Genomic DNA, 14,473 nt, shown 5'->3' on the forward strand with positions numbered 1-14,473 from the left:
CCGAAGGACGACACCATGTCTCGCTTGCTCCACCGCCTCGGCCGAGGCGCCGCACTCCACCCCTGGCGGACGATCTCCGCCTGGCTCGTCGTGGCAGCCGCCGTCGCGACGCTCGCCGCCGTGTTCGGCGGCACACCCCACGACGACTACGACGTACCGGGCGCCCGGGCCCAGAAGGGCATCGAACAGCTCCGCGCGCACCTGCCCGGCGCGGGCAACACCTCGGCCCGAGTGGTCGTGCACGACCGCAGCGGCGCACCCGTCGACGCCGCCGCCCTCGGGGCCCTCACGAACCGGCTCCGCACCATGCCGCACGTCGTCACCGTGGCGCCGCCGGTGACCTCCACCGACGGGGACACCGCCCTGGTCACGGTCGGGTACGACGCACCCGTCACCGACACGGACCTCATGGGGCACCTCGAGCCCCTCGACGCCGCAGTCGCCCCGACCCGCGCCACCGGGCTGCAGGTCGAGCTCGGCGGAGAGCTCCCCGAGAGCGCCGTGGCGCCGATGGAGGGGCGCGGTGAGCTCATCGGCATCGTCGCGGCCCTGGTGGTCCTCGTCCTCGCGTTCGGGTCGGTGACCAGCGCCGGCCTGCCGATCGGCACCGCGCTCGTCGGCCTCGGCATCGGCAGCGCGGGGATCACCCTGCTCGCCGCGGCCGCCGACGTGAGCACGGCCGCCCCGATGGTCGCCACCATGGTCGGGCTCGGCGTGGGCATCGACTACGCACTCCTGCTCGTCACCAGGCTCGTCGAGTACCTCCGGCAGGGGCTGCCCGTGGCCGAGGCCGCCGGCCGCGCCTGCGCGACCGCGGGTCGTTCGGTCGTCTTCGCCGCCAGCACCGTGCTCGTCTCACTCATGGGGCTGCGCCTCGCAGGTCTGCCCGTCTACAGCTCGTTCGGGTTCGCGACCGCCATCGCCGTCGTGGCCGTCGCCGCCGCGTCGCTGACACTCGTCCCGGCCCTCGCACGGTTCGCCGGGCTGCGGCTCCTGCCGCGTCGGGTCCGTCCCGGCCGCAGGGGGCGCGGCACGACGGCGGTCGCCGGGTCCGCCACCCCGACCATCCCCCTGACGGCGCGCTGGGCCGCCCGCGTCGGTCGCCGCCCGCTCCCGTGGGCCGTGGGGGCCGCCGTGCTCATGCTGACCCTGGCCGTCCCGGCGCTCGACATGCGCACCTGGCCCCAGGACGCGAGCAGCGGGTCGAGCGAGCTGACCACCCGGCGCGCCTACGACCTCGTCGCAGCCGAGTACGGCGTCGGCGCCAACGGCCCGCTCACCTTCGTCGTCGACCGCGACGTCGTCGACGACCGGGCGCTCGAGGCCGTCATGGGTTCCGTGCGCACGCACGGCTCCATCAGCTCGGTCGGGCCTGCGACGGTGTCGCCGGACGGCGCGCTCGCGGTGTTCGACGCCGTACCGAGCCTGGCGCCCACCGACGCGCGCACCGGCACGCTCGTGGACTCCCTCCGGGCGGACCTGCCCCGCGGTGTCGAGCTCACCGGCAACACCGCCTTCTTCTCCGACATCGCAGGCATGCTCGCCGACCGTCTCTGGGTGGTCATCGCCTTCGTCGTGGCCGTCTCGGTCCTGCTGCTCGCCATGGTGTTCCGGTCGGTCGTGGTGCCGCTCAAGGCGGCGGTCATGAACCTGCTGAGCATCGGTGCGGCGTACGGCGTGCTGACGGCCGTGTTCCAGTGGGGCTGGGGGGCCTCGCTGCTCGGCCTTGACCACCCGATGGCCGTCTCGAGCTGGGTCCCGATCCTGATGTTCGCGATCCTGTTCGGCCTGTCGATGGACTACGAGGTGTTCCTGCTGTCGCGGGTCCGCGAGGACTGGCTGCGCACCGGCGACTCCCGGGGATCGGTCGTCCGCGGCCTCTCCTCGACCGGCCGGGTCATCTCCAGCGCTGCCGCGATCATGGTCGCCGTCTTCCTGGGTTTCGCCACCGAGGTCGACGTCGTCGTGAAGATGCTCGGTGTCGGCATGGCCGCGGCGATCCTGCTCGACGCCACGGTGATCCGCATGGTCCTCGTGCCCGCCACCATGTCGCTGCTCGGCGAGCGCAACTGGTGGGTCCCGCGCTGGCTCGACCGGGTGCTCCCCGTCGTCCACGCCGAGGCCGAGGGTGGGTTCACCGACCTGGCAGGCGGGCCCGCGCCCGCACCCGAGCCCGCGGTCGTCCCCGAGCCCGCAGCGGCACCCGAGCGTGCCCACCAGCCCGCCACCGCCCAGCAGCTCGCCAGCGCCCACCACGAGACCCGCGACGACGAGCGCCAGCCCGTCGGCGCCCTCTGAGAGGACCGACCATGACCAGCACGACGACGCCGGTGCCCATCGCCTGGCCCGAGCAGCTCCGCTTCCCCGGCCAGACCGCGGCCCACCCGGGGCCGGTGGACATGACGATGATGTACGTGATGCACCACGCGTTCCGGCGTGACCTCACGGCCTTCGCCGCGGCGGCGGCGGCCACCCCCGCCCAGGCGCGGACGACCTGGCGGGCGCTCGCCGCACGGTGGGACGTGTTCGCGGCGGCCCTGCACCACCACCACACCGGCGAGGACGCAGGGCTCTGGCCGCTGCTGCTCGAGCGCGCCGACGAGGACGACCGCGCGACCCTGGCGGCCATGGAGTCCGAGCACGCGGAGATCGACCCCCTGCTGGCGGCCTGCACGGCAGGTTTCGCCCGGCTCGCGGCCGAGCCCGACGACGATGCCCGGGCCGCCCTGGCCATCCGGCTCACCGCCACCAGGGCGAGCCTGGCTCGTCACCTGGAGCACGAGGAGACGCAGGCCATCGCCATCGTGCAGCAGGTGATGACGGAGCAGGAGTGGCAGGAGGTCGAGCAGGTCCACTTCCGGTCCGGCCTGCGCACCGCGGACGTGCTGGCGCTCGTGCCGTGGGCGCTGCACCGGGTACCGCCCCCGCTGCGCCGCTCGGTCTTCGCCCGCTCGGGGCGTCCCCACCACGCCATGTGGTTGCTGACGCGGCGACGCTTCGAGCAGCGCGAGAGGGTCGCGTTCGCCTACCTGGATCGTCCCTGGCCGTAACGGGATCCGGCCTCAGAAGCCGAACCGGTCCCGCTGGTCGCGCAGCCACTGCGCGGCCAGCGGGACCTGCCAGTCCTCGCACAGCTCCAGGGCGCGGTCCGCGTGCCGCGCCGCGACGTCCTTCTCGCCGCCGGCGGCGGCAGCGAGGGCGAGGAACGCATCCACGGGGCCCAAGGCCACGCCGGACCCTGCGCAGCACGAGAAGCCCTCGAACGGTGCGAGCCTTTCGTAGCAACGCACCCCCAGGTCCCGGTCGTCGAGCTCGAGGGAGACCTCCGCCGCGGAGCACCACGTGAGCATGGCGAACCAGTCGTCGTGGCCCAGGTCGATGGGGTGGCACGCGACGTACTCCTGCGCCAGGTCCCTGCGGCCACTGCGCAGCAGGAACATCGCCACGACGGCGGACAGGGGTAGGGGGCTCTGGGCCTCCGCGGCCATGAGGCCGTCGGCCATCTCCGACGCCCGTCCCTGCCACACGCGCAGCGCCATCATCGCGCCGAGGGTGGCGTCGTCGGTCTGGTGCAACGACATCCGCTGGTCGAGCAGCCGGATGTTGGCCAGGCGCTCCTCGCACTCATCGAACCTGCCCGCCATCGCCAGCCACGGCAGCTCGAGGCTGTCGAGGACGATGATGCCGTAGGGGAGCCGCTGCCTCTCGGCGCCGTCGCGCGCCACTGCCGCGTGCTCCCACATCTCGGCCGGGAGCCCGAGCTCGCCCGACACGACGGCCCGCAACGTGGTGGTCACGACGTAGGCCCGGTCGTCGCCGAGGCGGTGGGCCAGCAGCATCGCCTCGGTCACGTAGCGCAGCCGCTGGGGGGCGGTCCGCGGGCACCACAGGGCCACGAACGCGAGCTGGTACCCGTCGAGCTGCAGCGCGGGGTCGCCGATGCGGTCGGCCATGAGCAGGCCCTCCTCGACCAGGGCGGTCCGCTCGTCGTGGCCAGAGCCGTAGTAGGTCTCGAGGGCGAGGCTGAGCATCACCCGGCAGCGCAGCGGGCTGTCGTGCTCGGGGAGGGACTCCAGCACTTGCCGCAGCGCGGAGACCACCACCTGGTTGACGGTGCCGTGCGGGCCCGACTGCCACAGCGCGCCGACCGCGGTCATCGTGGCCGCGCGGCCGACGAGCTCGATGTCGCCGATCTGCTCGGCCACGGCGATGGCCTCCTCGACCGCCTCCACGAGACCGGCCCAGTCGCCGCCCCACCGGCGCGCGTCGGCGAGGTCGCAGAGCAGGTCGAAGCGCTCGCGCGGCGTACCGTCCGGGTCGTCGGGCAGGGTGTCCAGCGCGGACACGAGCAGCTCGGCGGCCTCGTCGTAGGCGTGCAGCCGCCGCGCCACGGCGGCGGCCGACACGGCGGCGAGCCAGCCCCTCGCAGCGTGCGCCGGGCCTGCGGCCAGCCAGTGCCTCGCCAGCTCGGTCTCGCGGCCGGGCCTTCCCTGCAGCGCACCGGCGACGCGTGCGTGGGCCCGGGCCCGGCGGGTGGCCGACAGCGACGAGTAGATCGTGTCGCGCACCAGCGCGTGGCCGAAGAGGTAGAGCTCGATCCCGTCCTCCCGGAGCAGGCCAGCGTCCAGCGCCGGGTCGAGGCGGTCGAGCAGGTCGTCCTCGGCCAGGCCGGAGACCTCGGCGAGGGTGGGCAGGTCGAACTGCCGGCCCAGCACCGCCGCCCAGCGCAGCGCGGTCAGTGACTCGTCGGGAAGGCGCTGCAGTCTTCGGACGAGCACGTCGTGGACCGCGGCGGGCGGGTGCGCCTCGCCCTCGAGGACCGCCAGCCCGCCGCCGTCGCGGGCCAGCCGGGCGTACTCGACGAGGAAGAACGGGTTGCCGTCCGTACGGTGCGCCAGCTCCACGGCCTGCGCCGCCGTGGGTACCGAGCCGGCCACGGTCTCGACCACCCGGCTCGCGTCCTGCGGTGCGAGCCCGTGCAGGTCGACCCGCAGCGCGTGCCGGCGTGCCAGCGCCTCCGCGACGTCGGAGAGGGCGCCGGTGGGCTCGGGACGGTTGCGCCAGGTGCAGAGCACCAGCATCCGTGCGTCCCCGGCGGTCTCGACCAGGAGCCGCAGGACCCTCAGGGAGGCGACGTCGGCCCAGTGCAGGTCGTCCAGGACCACCACGACGGCACGGCCGCGGGCGACCTCGACGACGTCGGCGACGATCTGCTCCCAGACCCTGAACGGCGCGCTGCCGTCGTCCGGGAGCTCGGGCAGGTCGCGACCCAACCCCCGCAGCACCTGCAGCCAAGGCCACAACGGCGGGGCGCCGTCGTCCTGGGAACAGCGCCCGAGCAGTACCGCCGCGCCCCGCTCGCCCGCCCTGGACGCGAGCTCGGCGGCCATCCGGCTCTTGCCGATCCCGGGCTCGCCGACGAGGGCCACGAACGAGGGCGACCCGGCCTCCGCCTGGTCCAGCTGCTCGACCACCGCCGCCAGCTGCACCTCCCGCCCCACCATGGGCCACGGCGGCAGGCTGGGCACGACCGACTCGATCTGGCCGAGCCGGACCGAGGACCGACCTGTTCCGGGGCCGTGCGCCGGCGGCGCGGGCGGTGGCGGCGGCGCACCGTTCGGTGGTCGCCACTCCAGGCCGGGGTCCTGGCGGAGCACGGCCCCCTGCAGGTCTCGCAGGTCGGCGCCGGGCTCCAGCCCCAGCTCGTTGGCGAGCACCTCCCTGACCTGCCGCAGGGCATCGAGGGCGTCGGCCTGCCGACCGGAGCGGGTCAGGGCCAGGGCCCGCAACGCCCACAGCCGCTCCCGCAGCGGGTGCGCGGTGGTCAGCGCCTCCAGCTCGCCCGCGACGGTGCCGTGGTGCCCGAGCTCCAGTGCGGTCACGGCGCGGTCCTCGAGGGCGACGAGGCGCAGCTCCTGCAACCGGGCCCGCTCGGCCACCGCGGACGGGGCGTCCTCGAGCTCGGCGTAGGGCTCGCCGCGCCAGAGCCCGAGCGCCTCCTCGAGCTCCGAGGCGACCTCGGCCAGCTCCTCCGCCGTGAGGCCCCGGCCGTCCTGCACGCGCTCGACGTGCCCGAGCCGCCGGTGCGCCCGGCTCACGACGCTGTCGAACCGGTGGGCGTCGACGTCGTCCTCGCCCACGCGCAGGGCATACCCCGGGGCAACCGTGACGAGCACCGTCGAGGGCGCACGGGCCGCCCGCTGGGGCTCGAGCGCGCGGCGCAGCCCCGCGACGTACGCCTGCAGGGTGCCGTTGACCCCGGGCGGCGCCCCGGCCGGCCAGAGCAGGTCGACGAGGGCGTCCACGGAGACGGGACGGCCGTGGTTCATGGCGAGGGCGGCGATGAGGGCACGCTGCTTCCGGGTGCCGAGGTCCACGGGCACGCCGCCGAGCTGGGCTTCAGCAGTGCCGAGGACACCCACTCTCATCCGGCCGAGGATAGGGCCGGACGTCGGTCCGCCACTCCTACTTTTTGCGGAGAGGCGGACCGGCCCCGCCCCGCCCACGAGGACGGGGCGGGGCCGGACCGCCGGGTCGGACGTCAGTCCGTGACGCGCAGGTTCTCCACGAGCCGCGGGACCCGGTGGTTGCTGACGAAGGTCCCGTGCGGGTCCATCGCCGAACGGATTCCCTTGAGCTGCAGCCAGGCCCGCTCGTCGTACCCCGACTTCGGGTCGACCGCGGTCTCGGCGAAGTTGAGGTAGCTGCGGCCGTTCGACCACGGGGACAGCGCCTTGGTCAGGCGGTGTGCGTCCTGCTCACCCTGCGCGGCCATCTCCGGGGTCGCCGCGATGGCCGCAGCGAACGCGACGAAGGCCCCGTCGAGTCGCTTGAGCGCACCGCCGCCCTCGTGGTCACGCCCGAGCGCCCCACCCAGCTGGCGCAGCTCCGCCAGGAGGAGCGACGAGCTCGAGCCCGGCCCCACCTCGGACAGGAACGCGTCGATCCCGTCGTCGGGGAGGCTGCCGAGCACCGTCGAGTCGGACACGGACGGCGTGGGTCCCTCCGGGTCCATGTGCAGCCGCACCAGCGACCGGGCCGGGACGCGGCCGAACGTGTCGATCTCCGGAGTGATGCTCCGCAGGTCGGCGAGGACCGCCTCGGCCTGCGCGTCGGAGGCCAGGACCGCGCCGTCGACCACGACGACGGACCGCCCGCGCAGGGGAGCGGGGATGTCCGGCAGCGGCGGGAGGTTCAGGACGCGGAAGGCCGTCGTCACCTCGTCCGGCGCGCCTGCCGACCAGTCGACCCAGCGGCGCAGCACGGCCTCGGCCTGTGCGACGTCCCAGACGAGCATCCCCGCGTATGCCGTGGGGATGTCGTAGAGCCGGAACTCCAGGGCCGTGACGACACCGAAGTTGCCGCCACCTCCCCGAAGGGCCCAGAACAGCTCCGGGTTCTGCGTGGCGTCGGCCCGCACGTGCTCGCCGGCCGCGGTGACGAGCTCGACGGCCAGCAGGCTGTTCGTGGCCAGGCCGAGCTTGCGGGCGTACCACCCGATGCCGCCCCCGAGGGAGTACCCGGTGATCCCGACGTCGGGCGAGCTGCCGTGCAGGGCCGCGAGCCCGTGGTCGCCGGCCGGCTCCGTCGCGTGCATCCACAGGGCGCCGCCCTCGACGCGCGCGACACGACGCTCGGGGTCGATGCTGACCCCGGTCATCGCCGAGGTCCGCAGGACGACGACGTCGTCGAGCCCCTGGGCGACGAGCGGGCCGGCGTTGTGGCCGGTGCTCTGCGGCGCGACCCGCAGGCCCGCGGCGACGGCTCGGCGGACGACCTCCTGGACCTCCGCGACGCTGCGCGGGGTGGCCACGGCTGCCGGGCGCTGGTCCAGCGCCACGTTCCACGGCAGCCGCGCGGCGTCGTACCCGGGGTCGCCGGGGAGGTGGAGCGCCCCGGGGCACGCCCCGCGCAGGGATGCGGCGTGCTGGTCGGCGACGGTGGTGGTGATGCTCATGGTGCGTGCTCCTTGGTCTGCTCTGACTGTGTGAGCAGCATGTGCGGCACCGCTTGAGGACGACTTGGGGTCGACTTGGGGTCCCGCGGGACCCTCTCGAGATCGACCGGGCCACCCCGCGGCTGCGGGGCTACGATCCGGGGATGACGCCTCGTCCCGATGTCGCGCTGGTCACCGGTACCTCGAGCGGGATGGGTCTCGCCACCGCAGTGGGGCTCGCTCGCGCCGGGCTGACCGTGGTGGCGACGATGCGTGAAACCACCAGGGCCGGTGCCCTGCGGCAGGCGGCCTCCGAGGCCGGCGTGGAGCTGGACATCCGGTCCCTCGACGTGACCGATGCCGCCGGCGCGGAGGCGGCCGTGTCCGCCGTGCTCGCCGACCACGCCACCATCGACGTCCTCGTCAACAACGCCGGACGCGGTGCGGTGGCCACCCTCGAGCAGCTCACCGACGCCCAGCTGCAGGAGCAGCTCGACGTCAACTACCTGGGGGTCGCCCGGCTGACCCGGCTCGTGCTCCCCGCGATGCGGGCGGCCGGCCGCGGTCGGGTCGTCACCGTCACCAGCGTCGGCGGGGCCGTGGGGCAGCCCTTCGCGGACGCCTACTGCGCTGCCAAGTTCGCCGTCGAGGGCCTGATGCAGTCCCTTGCCCCCGTCGCGGCCACCTTCGGCGTGGTCGTCAGCGTGGTCGAGCCCGGAGCGGTACGGAGCGAGTTCACCGCCAACGTCCACCGCGCCGACGCCGACGCAGTGGCTGGCGACCGGACCGACGACCCGTACGCCGCGCTGCTCGACGCCTACCTGGCGCGCACGGCCACCGCCTTCGACAACGCCCAGACCTCCGAGCAGGCAGCAGAGGTCATTGTCGAGGCCGCCACGACGGACCAGCCGCGGTTCCGCTGGCAGTCCTCGGAGCAGGCTGCCGCGTTCGTCGGGCTGTCCCTCGGCGACCTGGACGGTTCGGCGGTGCTGGGCGCCACCTCGGCCTGGATCGCCTGAGCTCCGAGCACCTCGCCACCGGGTGGGTGGCGAGGTGCGGCACGGGCTGCTCGGTCAGGGTGCGGTGACGGTGACCTTCGCGGACAGGGGTCCGCTGCCCACCGCGTTGACGGCCTTGACCTGGTAGACGGACGAGGTCCCCCGCGCGAGCGTGGTGTCGGTGTAGCTCGTCGGACCACCTTGGGTGGCGGACAGGGTGACGAGGCGCACCGAGTCCTTGATCACGACGTACTTCGTGATCGGCGAACCCCCGTCCGACGGGATCGTCCACTGCAGGACGGCGGACGGGCCGGGTCCCAGCGAGCCGGTGAGCTGCGGCTGGCCCGGCGGGACGGCGGGGCCGCTCCCGGCCGTGGCCGTCACCTCGGACGAGGCGGGGCCCTGCCCCGCGCTGTTGACCGCTGTCACGACGTACGAGTAGCTCGTGCCGGAGGTGACGGCGGCGTCGTCGAAGCTCGTCGTGGTCGACGTGCCGATGGGGGTGCCGAGGTCCTCCTGGCCGGGCGCGAGGCCGCGGTACACCCGGTACGACGTCACGGGCGCGCCGCCGGTGTTCACCGGGGCGTTCCACGTCAGGTGGACGAGCCCCGGGGGCGTCGTGGCGGCCAGGCCCGTCGGCGCCCCGGGGGGAGTGACGACGACGCTGCCCCTCGGGGTGGCGGAGACCTCGGTCGAGGCGGGTCCAGCGCCCAGGGCGTTCGTGGCGAGCACGACGTAGTAGTAGGTCGTGCCGTTGGTGACGGTGGTGTCGTCGAACGAGAACGTCGTCTTCGACAGGGTGGCCAGCGGCGTCTTGGTGAGGTTCTCGCCGCCCGGGGTGGTGGAGCGGAAGACGCGGTACTTGAGCAGCATCGAGCCGCCGTCGCTGGACGGGGGCGCCCACGTGAGGTGGACGCGGCCGTCAGACCCAGCAGCGGTGGGGGAGGAGGGCGGCAGCGGCGGGGTCTGGGCAGCGGTGTCGGTGAACATCGCGAAGTGCGGCTGGGGGACGCCCGAGATCGAGCTGAAGTCGCCGCCCATGTAGACGTGGGTCGCGTCGGCGGCCAGCGCCCACGGTCCCTGGGAGCTGTTGACGTTGGGGGCGAAGGCGTTCAGGGCGCCGGTGGCTGGGTCGACGGCAGCCACCTTGTAGCGGGTCTGCCCGAGGAAGGACCCCGTCCCGCTGAAGTGGCCCGCGCAGTACAGGAGGCCGCCGGCGAGCCGCACCGACTGCAGGTTGCCGTTGGAGTGGTCGCTCCACAGGGTGGCGCCGGTGGTGGCGCTCAGGGCCGCGCAGGCGCCGCCGGAGCCGGCCACGGCGGCATACACGCGGGTGGCGTCGGAGGTGAGGTCGAACACCGGGGCGTAGCTGCGCGAGTTGGTGGCACCGGCACGGAACGTCGTGTCCACCGCGCCGGCTCCGGTGCTCGCGACAGCGGCGATCTTGTTCGTGCTCGCCTTGGCGGAGACCGAGGCGAAGTCGCCGCCGATGAACAGTCGTCCGGTGCCGTCGTTGGCCACGGCCAAGGCGCGTACCCGGTCGTTGGGTGCCGGAACCCACGTGGTGTCAACGGATCCCGTCGCCGCAGCCACCTTGGCGAGGAACGGCTTGGAGCTGCTCGAGCCGTCGGTGATGGCCGCGAAGTTGCCGCCTGCGTACACGGCCCCGTCGCGGTAGGCGAGCGCGTCGACCTGCCCCGGGGCGACGTTGGACGGAGCCCACGGCCGGAGGGCGCCGGTGACCACGTCCACCGCAGCGAGCCCCTTGCGGGTCGCGCCGTTCACGGTCCCGAACGTGCCCCCCACGAACACCGTGCCCTGCCCGTCGGAGGCCAGCGAGGTGACGGTGTTGTTGGTGGACCCCGCGAACGAGAGGTCGGCCGCGCCGGTGGAGGCCGAGAACACCGCGAGGTTCTTCGCCGGGTACTGGTTGCCGGCAGGGTCGATGACGCTGTCGAAGGTGCCGCCGACGACGATGCGGTCGCCCACCGGGAGGATCGCGAGCACGCGCGGTGTGCCCACCGACGCCGACGTCGGGTCCGCGGGACCCACTCCCCACGTCCGCGCAGGCTGGTCGACGACCTGCGCCCAGGCCGGTGGGAGCGCGAGCAGGCTGGTGGCCGCCAGCGCCGTGGCGGCCACGACGGTGGCCCAGCCACGCAGGCGCGCTCGGCGGCGCGGCAGACGAAGAGGTACTCGGGTCGGTGCGCTGGTCGCCATGGCTCGCCTCCGTGGGTAGTACGGGCGACTGTGTCCATTCGAGCCCCTTTGCGTCAGGAACGGGTCCCGCCCGTGGCCCAGTCGTTCGTGCGCATTTTGGTGGAGTCGTCCCCCGGTGCGGCTTCCGTGAGCTCGGTCAGGATGCCCTCGCGCTCGGTGAACCGGTCGCCCGTCTGCGGGCAGACCCACGTGCCGGTCGCGTCCTGCTGGAGGGGGATTCCCGCCTTGCCGACCCACCGGATCCGCCGGGCGGGGACCCCGGCGACGAGGGCGAAGTCCGGGACGTCCTTGGTGACCACCGACCCGGCGGCGACCATGGCCCAGCGCCCGATGGTCACGGGGGCGACGCAGACGCTCCGGGCGCCGATCGACGCGCCGGTGCGGCACGCGACGCCCACCGCCCGCCAGTCGTCGCCGGTCTTGAGGGTGCCGTCGGGGCGGACCGCCCGCGGGAAGTAGTCGTTGGTGAACACCACCTCCGGGCCCACGAACACGCCGTCCTCGAGGACGGCCGGCTCGTAGACCAGGGCGTAGTTCTGCAGCTTGCAGTTGTCGCCGACCCTGACCCCGGGCCCGACGTAGGCACCCCGCCCGATGATGCAGTGCTCACCCAGTACGGCGTCCTCGCGCACCTGGGCGAGGTGCCACACCAGTGTCCCGTCACCGATCGTCGCGCTGGGTGCGACGTCGGCGGATGCGGCGATACGTGGAGCCACGGTCAACCTCCTGGTGTCGTGTGCGGTGCCGGCTGGGGTGCCGGGCGGACGTTCGCGGGGGTGGCCCCGCCGGCCGCGGTGGTGGTCTGCGAGAGCAGGTGGGCCCGGTACCCGGCGCCCTCCCCGCTGGGCGTGCCGTCGTACCCGCTGATGAGGGCAGGCTCCTTGGCGCAGTCGCCGGTGATCCACGACCAGGCGAGGTAGCCGATGTCGTGGGCATCGGCCCACTGCAGCAGGGGGAGCAGCAGGCCCGACGCGCAGTCGTGCTCGCCGACCTCGCCGATGACGACGGGGGTGGTCGCGGCCAGCGGTTCGATCGTGCGGGTCCAGCACTCGCTGACGTAGCACGGTGACCACTCGGGGTCCTTGGGGGTGTTGTAGTAGATGTGCACCGAGGCGGCCAGCTGCCCTGCCGGGTCGTGCGGGCGGAACTCGGTCCACCGGGTCAGCGTCCCCGCGTACTGGGGGCCACCGACGAGGACGACGTTCCTCGCGCCGGCGCCGCGCACCGCGTCGAGCATCTCCTGCGACCCCGCAGCGGTGAAGTCGACACCGGGGCACGTCCCGCCGTCGCGCACGCACTGCCAGGCGGCGTCGGTGTCGCGGTTGTCGTCGGGGTACGGCTCGTTGTAGAGGTCGAACAGGACCGCGGGGTGGTCCTTGAACGTGGCCGCGACGCCGGCCCAGAAGGCGGGGGCGTGGTCGCGGTCGGCCATGGGCTGCTGGTCACCCGCCCTGGCGCTTCCGGGCGCGTTCCAGTGCAGGTCGAGGACGACGTACATCCCGGCCCGGTTGAGCAGGTCGACGTAGGTGACGACCGCCTGCCGGTAGGCCTCTGCCGTCGTGCCCACCGGGAGGCCGTTGACCCCGAGCCAGCACTGCTCGTTGAGGCTGACCCGCACCGCTGTCGCCCCCCAGCTCGCAATGGCCGCGACGGACGGCGGGTCCGCCGGCCCGTCGAAGACGCCCCACCCCTCGGCGCAGGCGTACTGCGTGCCGGACCGGTTCACGCCGAGCAGCCGGACGGGGGTGCCGGACGCGTCGACGAGGTGGTTGCCGGACACCGAGACGGCCAGGGCCCGACTGCCGGTGGACGTCGAGGTGTCTGTCGTCGGGGTGTCTGTCGTCGAGGCCGCGGGGGTCGGGGCCGACGTGGTCCCGCTCGTCGCGGCGGGGGTGGAGGCGGTGGTGGAGGCAGGGGCGGGCGTCGAGGCGAGCGCGGTGGCGGAGCGGGTCGAGGTCGTGGGCACGTCGCGCGCCTCGTCGGCCGGTGGGGTGGGGCTGGCCCAGAGCCGGCTGACGGAGGCGCCGAACAGGACCGCGGCCAGCGCAGCCACAGCGACGACGTACCTCGAGCGCATGTGGTCCTCTCCGCTGGGCGGGTTGCGGGTGACGGTGGCCGTGCGCCGAGGCCCCGGGCTACCCCAGCATCAGGGTGGCGTCGTCGGCGAAGAACGCGGTCGTCAGGGCCGGGACCCCGGCGACTGCCGCGGTGAGGTCGAGTCCTGTCTTCCCGGGCTGCCTGACGGTATAGGTCACCGTGACGAGCTGCCACGACGTGCTCAGCGTGACGGTCGCGGTGCCGGTCCCGACCACGGTCGTGCCGGCCAGCTCGGTCAGGGTGAGCGTGAGCGGCTTGCCCGCGACCGCGCCCTTGACCCACATGGAGGCGGTGTAGGTGCCGGCCGAGGTCTTGTTGACCCGGTTGGGCGAGTCGCTCATCGAGGACGTGGCCGCGACCCGCGCGGAGTTGGTGACCCGGGCCGACCAGCTGCCCGAGTGGCCGCCCGCGACCCGGGCCAGCGTGCTGTTGGTGCCGCCGGCCCACCCGCTGGTGTTGCTCTCGAACGTCGCGTTGTTGAGGATGTTCTGCTTCGAGACCACCTGGGCGGTCGCGCTCCCGGTGAGCCCCGCCGAGTCCTTGGCCGTCACCGTCACCGTGAACGTGCCGGCCGCGGCGTACGTGTGGGTGGCGGTCGCGCCGGCCTGCGTGACCGCGGCCGTGCCGTCACCGAAGGTGAACGTGTAGGACACGATCGGGGTGGGGTCGGTGTCGGTCGACCGGGAGGCGTCTGCGGTGACGGCGAAGGGCGCCACCCCGCTCGAGGCCGACAGTGACAGTGCCGCGACGGGTGGGGAGTCGACGGTCACGGTGACGACCTGGCTCTGGGTCGCCTCCACGTTGCCGGCCTTGTCCCAGGACCGGAACTGGACCGTGGACGCGGTGCTGACGGCGAAGGGCTGGGTGTAGGTCGGGCTGGCGAGGGTCGGGTCGGTGCCGTCGGTCGTGTAGTGCGTGCTGGCGACACCGGACCCGCCGGCCGCGTCGGTGGCGGACAGGGCCACCGTGACCGTGGCCGTGTAGCCGCCGGTCTGGCAGGCGGCACCGTTGCAGGTGATCGTGGTGGCCGGGGCCGTCTGGTCGACCAGGACCGCCTGGCTCTGGGTGGCTTCGACGTTGCCTGCGTTGTCCCACGAGCGGAACTTGACCGTGGTCGTGGTGTTGACGGGGAACGCGGCGGTGTAGGTCGGGCTCGACAGGGTCGGGTCGGTGCCGTCGGTCGTGTAGTGGGTGCTGGCGACGCCGAGCCCGTTGATGTCGG

9 protein-coding genes are annotated in these 14,473 nt (G+C 73.9%); 3 read left to right on the forward strand and 6 right to left on the reverse strand.

Annotation, left to right across the window (positions count from 1 at the left end; translation table 11 throughout):
- The first annotated feature begins 15 nt into the window (after positions 1-15).
- Positions 16-2,298, forward strand: a complete 2,283-nt coding sequence (locus tag ABEA42_RS10235; protein WP_345503009.1) for an MMPL family transporter — start codon at positions 16-18, stop codon at positions 2,296-2,298.
- Between the two features lie 11 nt (positions 2,299-2,309).
- A complete protein-coding gene (locus ABEA42_RS10240; protein WP_345503011.1) occupies positions 2,310-3,050 on the forward strand; it encodes a hemerythrin domain-containing protein in 741 nt (246 codons plus the stop codon).
- A gap of 12 nt (positions 3,051-3,062) precedes the next feature.
- Here the strand turns inward: ABEA42_RS10240 and ABEA42_RS10245 are convergent, their stop codons facing one another.
- Complete coding sequence (locus tag ABEA42_RS10245; protein WP_345503013.1) at positions 3,063-6,428, reverse strand: BTAD domain-containing putative transcriptional regulator; 3,366 nt, start codon at positions 6,426-6,428, stop codon at positions 3,063-3,065.
- 113 nt (positions 6,429-6,541) lie between these two features.
- Positions 6,542-7,957, reverse strand: a complete 1,416-nt coding sequence (locus ABEA42_RS10250; protein WP_345503015.1) for an FAD-binding oxidoreductase — start codon at positions 7,955-7,957, stop codon at positions 6,542-6,544.
- Positions 7,958-8,100: 143 nt separating this feature from the next.
- Here ABEA42_RS10250 and ABEA42_RS10255 point away from each other — a divergent pair, with 143 nt between their 5' ends.
- The gene (locus ABEA42_RS10255) at positions 8,101-8,955 is read left to right on the forward strand and encodes an SDR family oxidoreductase (RefSeq protein ID WP_345503017.1); all 855 of its coding nucleotides are present in this window, start codon (positions 8,101-8,103) and stop codon (positions 8,953-8,955) included.
- A gap of 54 nt (positions 8,956-9,009) precedes the next feature.
- On the opposite strand, the gene ABEA42_RS10260 is transcribed toward ABEA42_RS10255, so the two are convergent.
- The 4 genes from ABEA42_RS10260 to ABEA42_RS10275 form a co-directional block, all read right to left on the reverse strand.
- Complete coding sequence (locus ABEA42_RS10260) at positions 9,010-11,154, reverse strand: fibronectin type III domain-containing protein (RefSeq protein ID WP_345503019.1); 2,145 nt, start codon at positions 11,152-11,154, stop codon at positions 9,010-9,012.
- 53 nt (positions 11,155-11,207) lie between these two features.
- Positions 11,208-11,870 (reverse strand): acyltransferase, encoded by a 663-nt coding sequence (locus ABEA42_RS10265; protein ID WP_345503021.1) that lies wholly within the window; start codon positions 11,868-11,870, stop codon positions 11,208-11,210.
- Between the two features lie 2 nt (positions 11,871-11,872).
- On the reverse strand, positions 11,873-13,231 hold the full coding sequence (locus ABEA42_RS10270; RefSeq protein WP_345503023.1) for a glycoside hydrolase family 5 protein: 1,359 nt from the start codon (positions 13,229-13,231) through the stop codon (positions 11,873-11,875).
- A 58-nt stretch (positions 13,232-13,289) separates the two neighbouring features.
- On the reverse strand, positions 13,290-14,473 hold a 1,184-nt coding region (locus tag ABEA42_RS10275; RefSeq protein ID WP_345503025.1), incomplete at its 5' end, for a chitobiase/beta-hexosaminidase C-terminal domain-containing protein.

This window comes from Pedococcus ginsenosidimutans, from assembly GCF_039544395.1.
Lineage (GTDB): Bacteria > Actinomycetota > Actinomycetes > Actinomycetales > Dermatophilaceae > Pedococcus > Pedococcus ginsenosidimutans.

Bases quoted from the DNA above. Each gene is read 5' to 3' on its own strand.
- ABEA42_RS10235 (WP_345503009.1), top strand. From the start codon at position 16: ATGTCTCGCTTGCTCCACCGCCTCGGCCGAGGCGCCGCACTCCACCCC.
- ABEA42_RS10240 (WP_345503011.1), top strand. From the start codon at position 2,310: ATGACCAGCACGACGACGCCGGTGCCCATCGCCTGGCCCGAGCAGCTC.
- ABEA42_RS10245 (WP_345503013.1), bottom strand. From the start codon at position 6,428: ATGAGAGTGGGTGTCCTCGGCACTGCTGAAGCCCAGCTCGGCGGCGTG.
- ABEA42_RS10250 (WP_345503015.1), bottom strand. From the start codon at position 7,957: ATGAGCATCACCACCACCGTCGCCGACCAGCACGCCGCATCCCTGCGC.
- ABEA42_RS10255 (WP_345503017.1), top strand. From the start codon at position 8,101: ATGACGCCTCGTCCCGATGTCGCGCTGGTCACCGGTACCTCGAGCGGG.
- ABEA42_RS10260 (WP_345503019.1), bottom strand. From the start codon at position 11,154: ATGGCGACCAGCGCACCGACCCGAGTACCTCTTCGTCTGCCGCGCCGC.
- ABEA42_RS10270 (WP_345503023.1), bottom strand. From the start codon at position 13,231: ATGCGCTCGAGGTACGTCGTCGCTGTGGCTGCGCTGGCCGCGGTCCTG.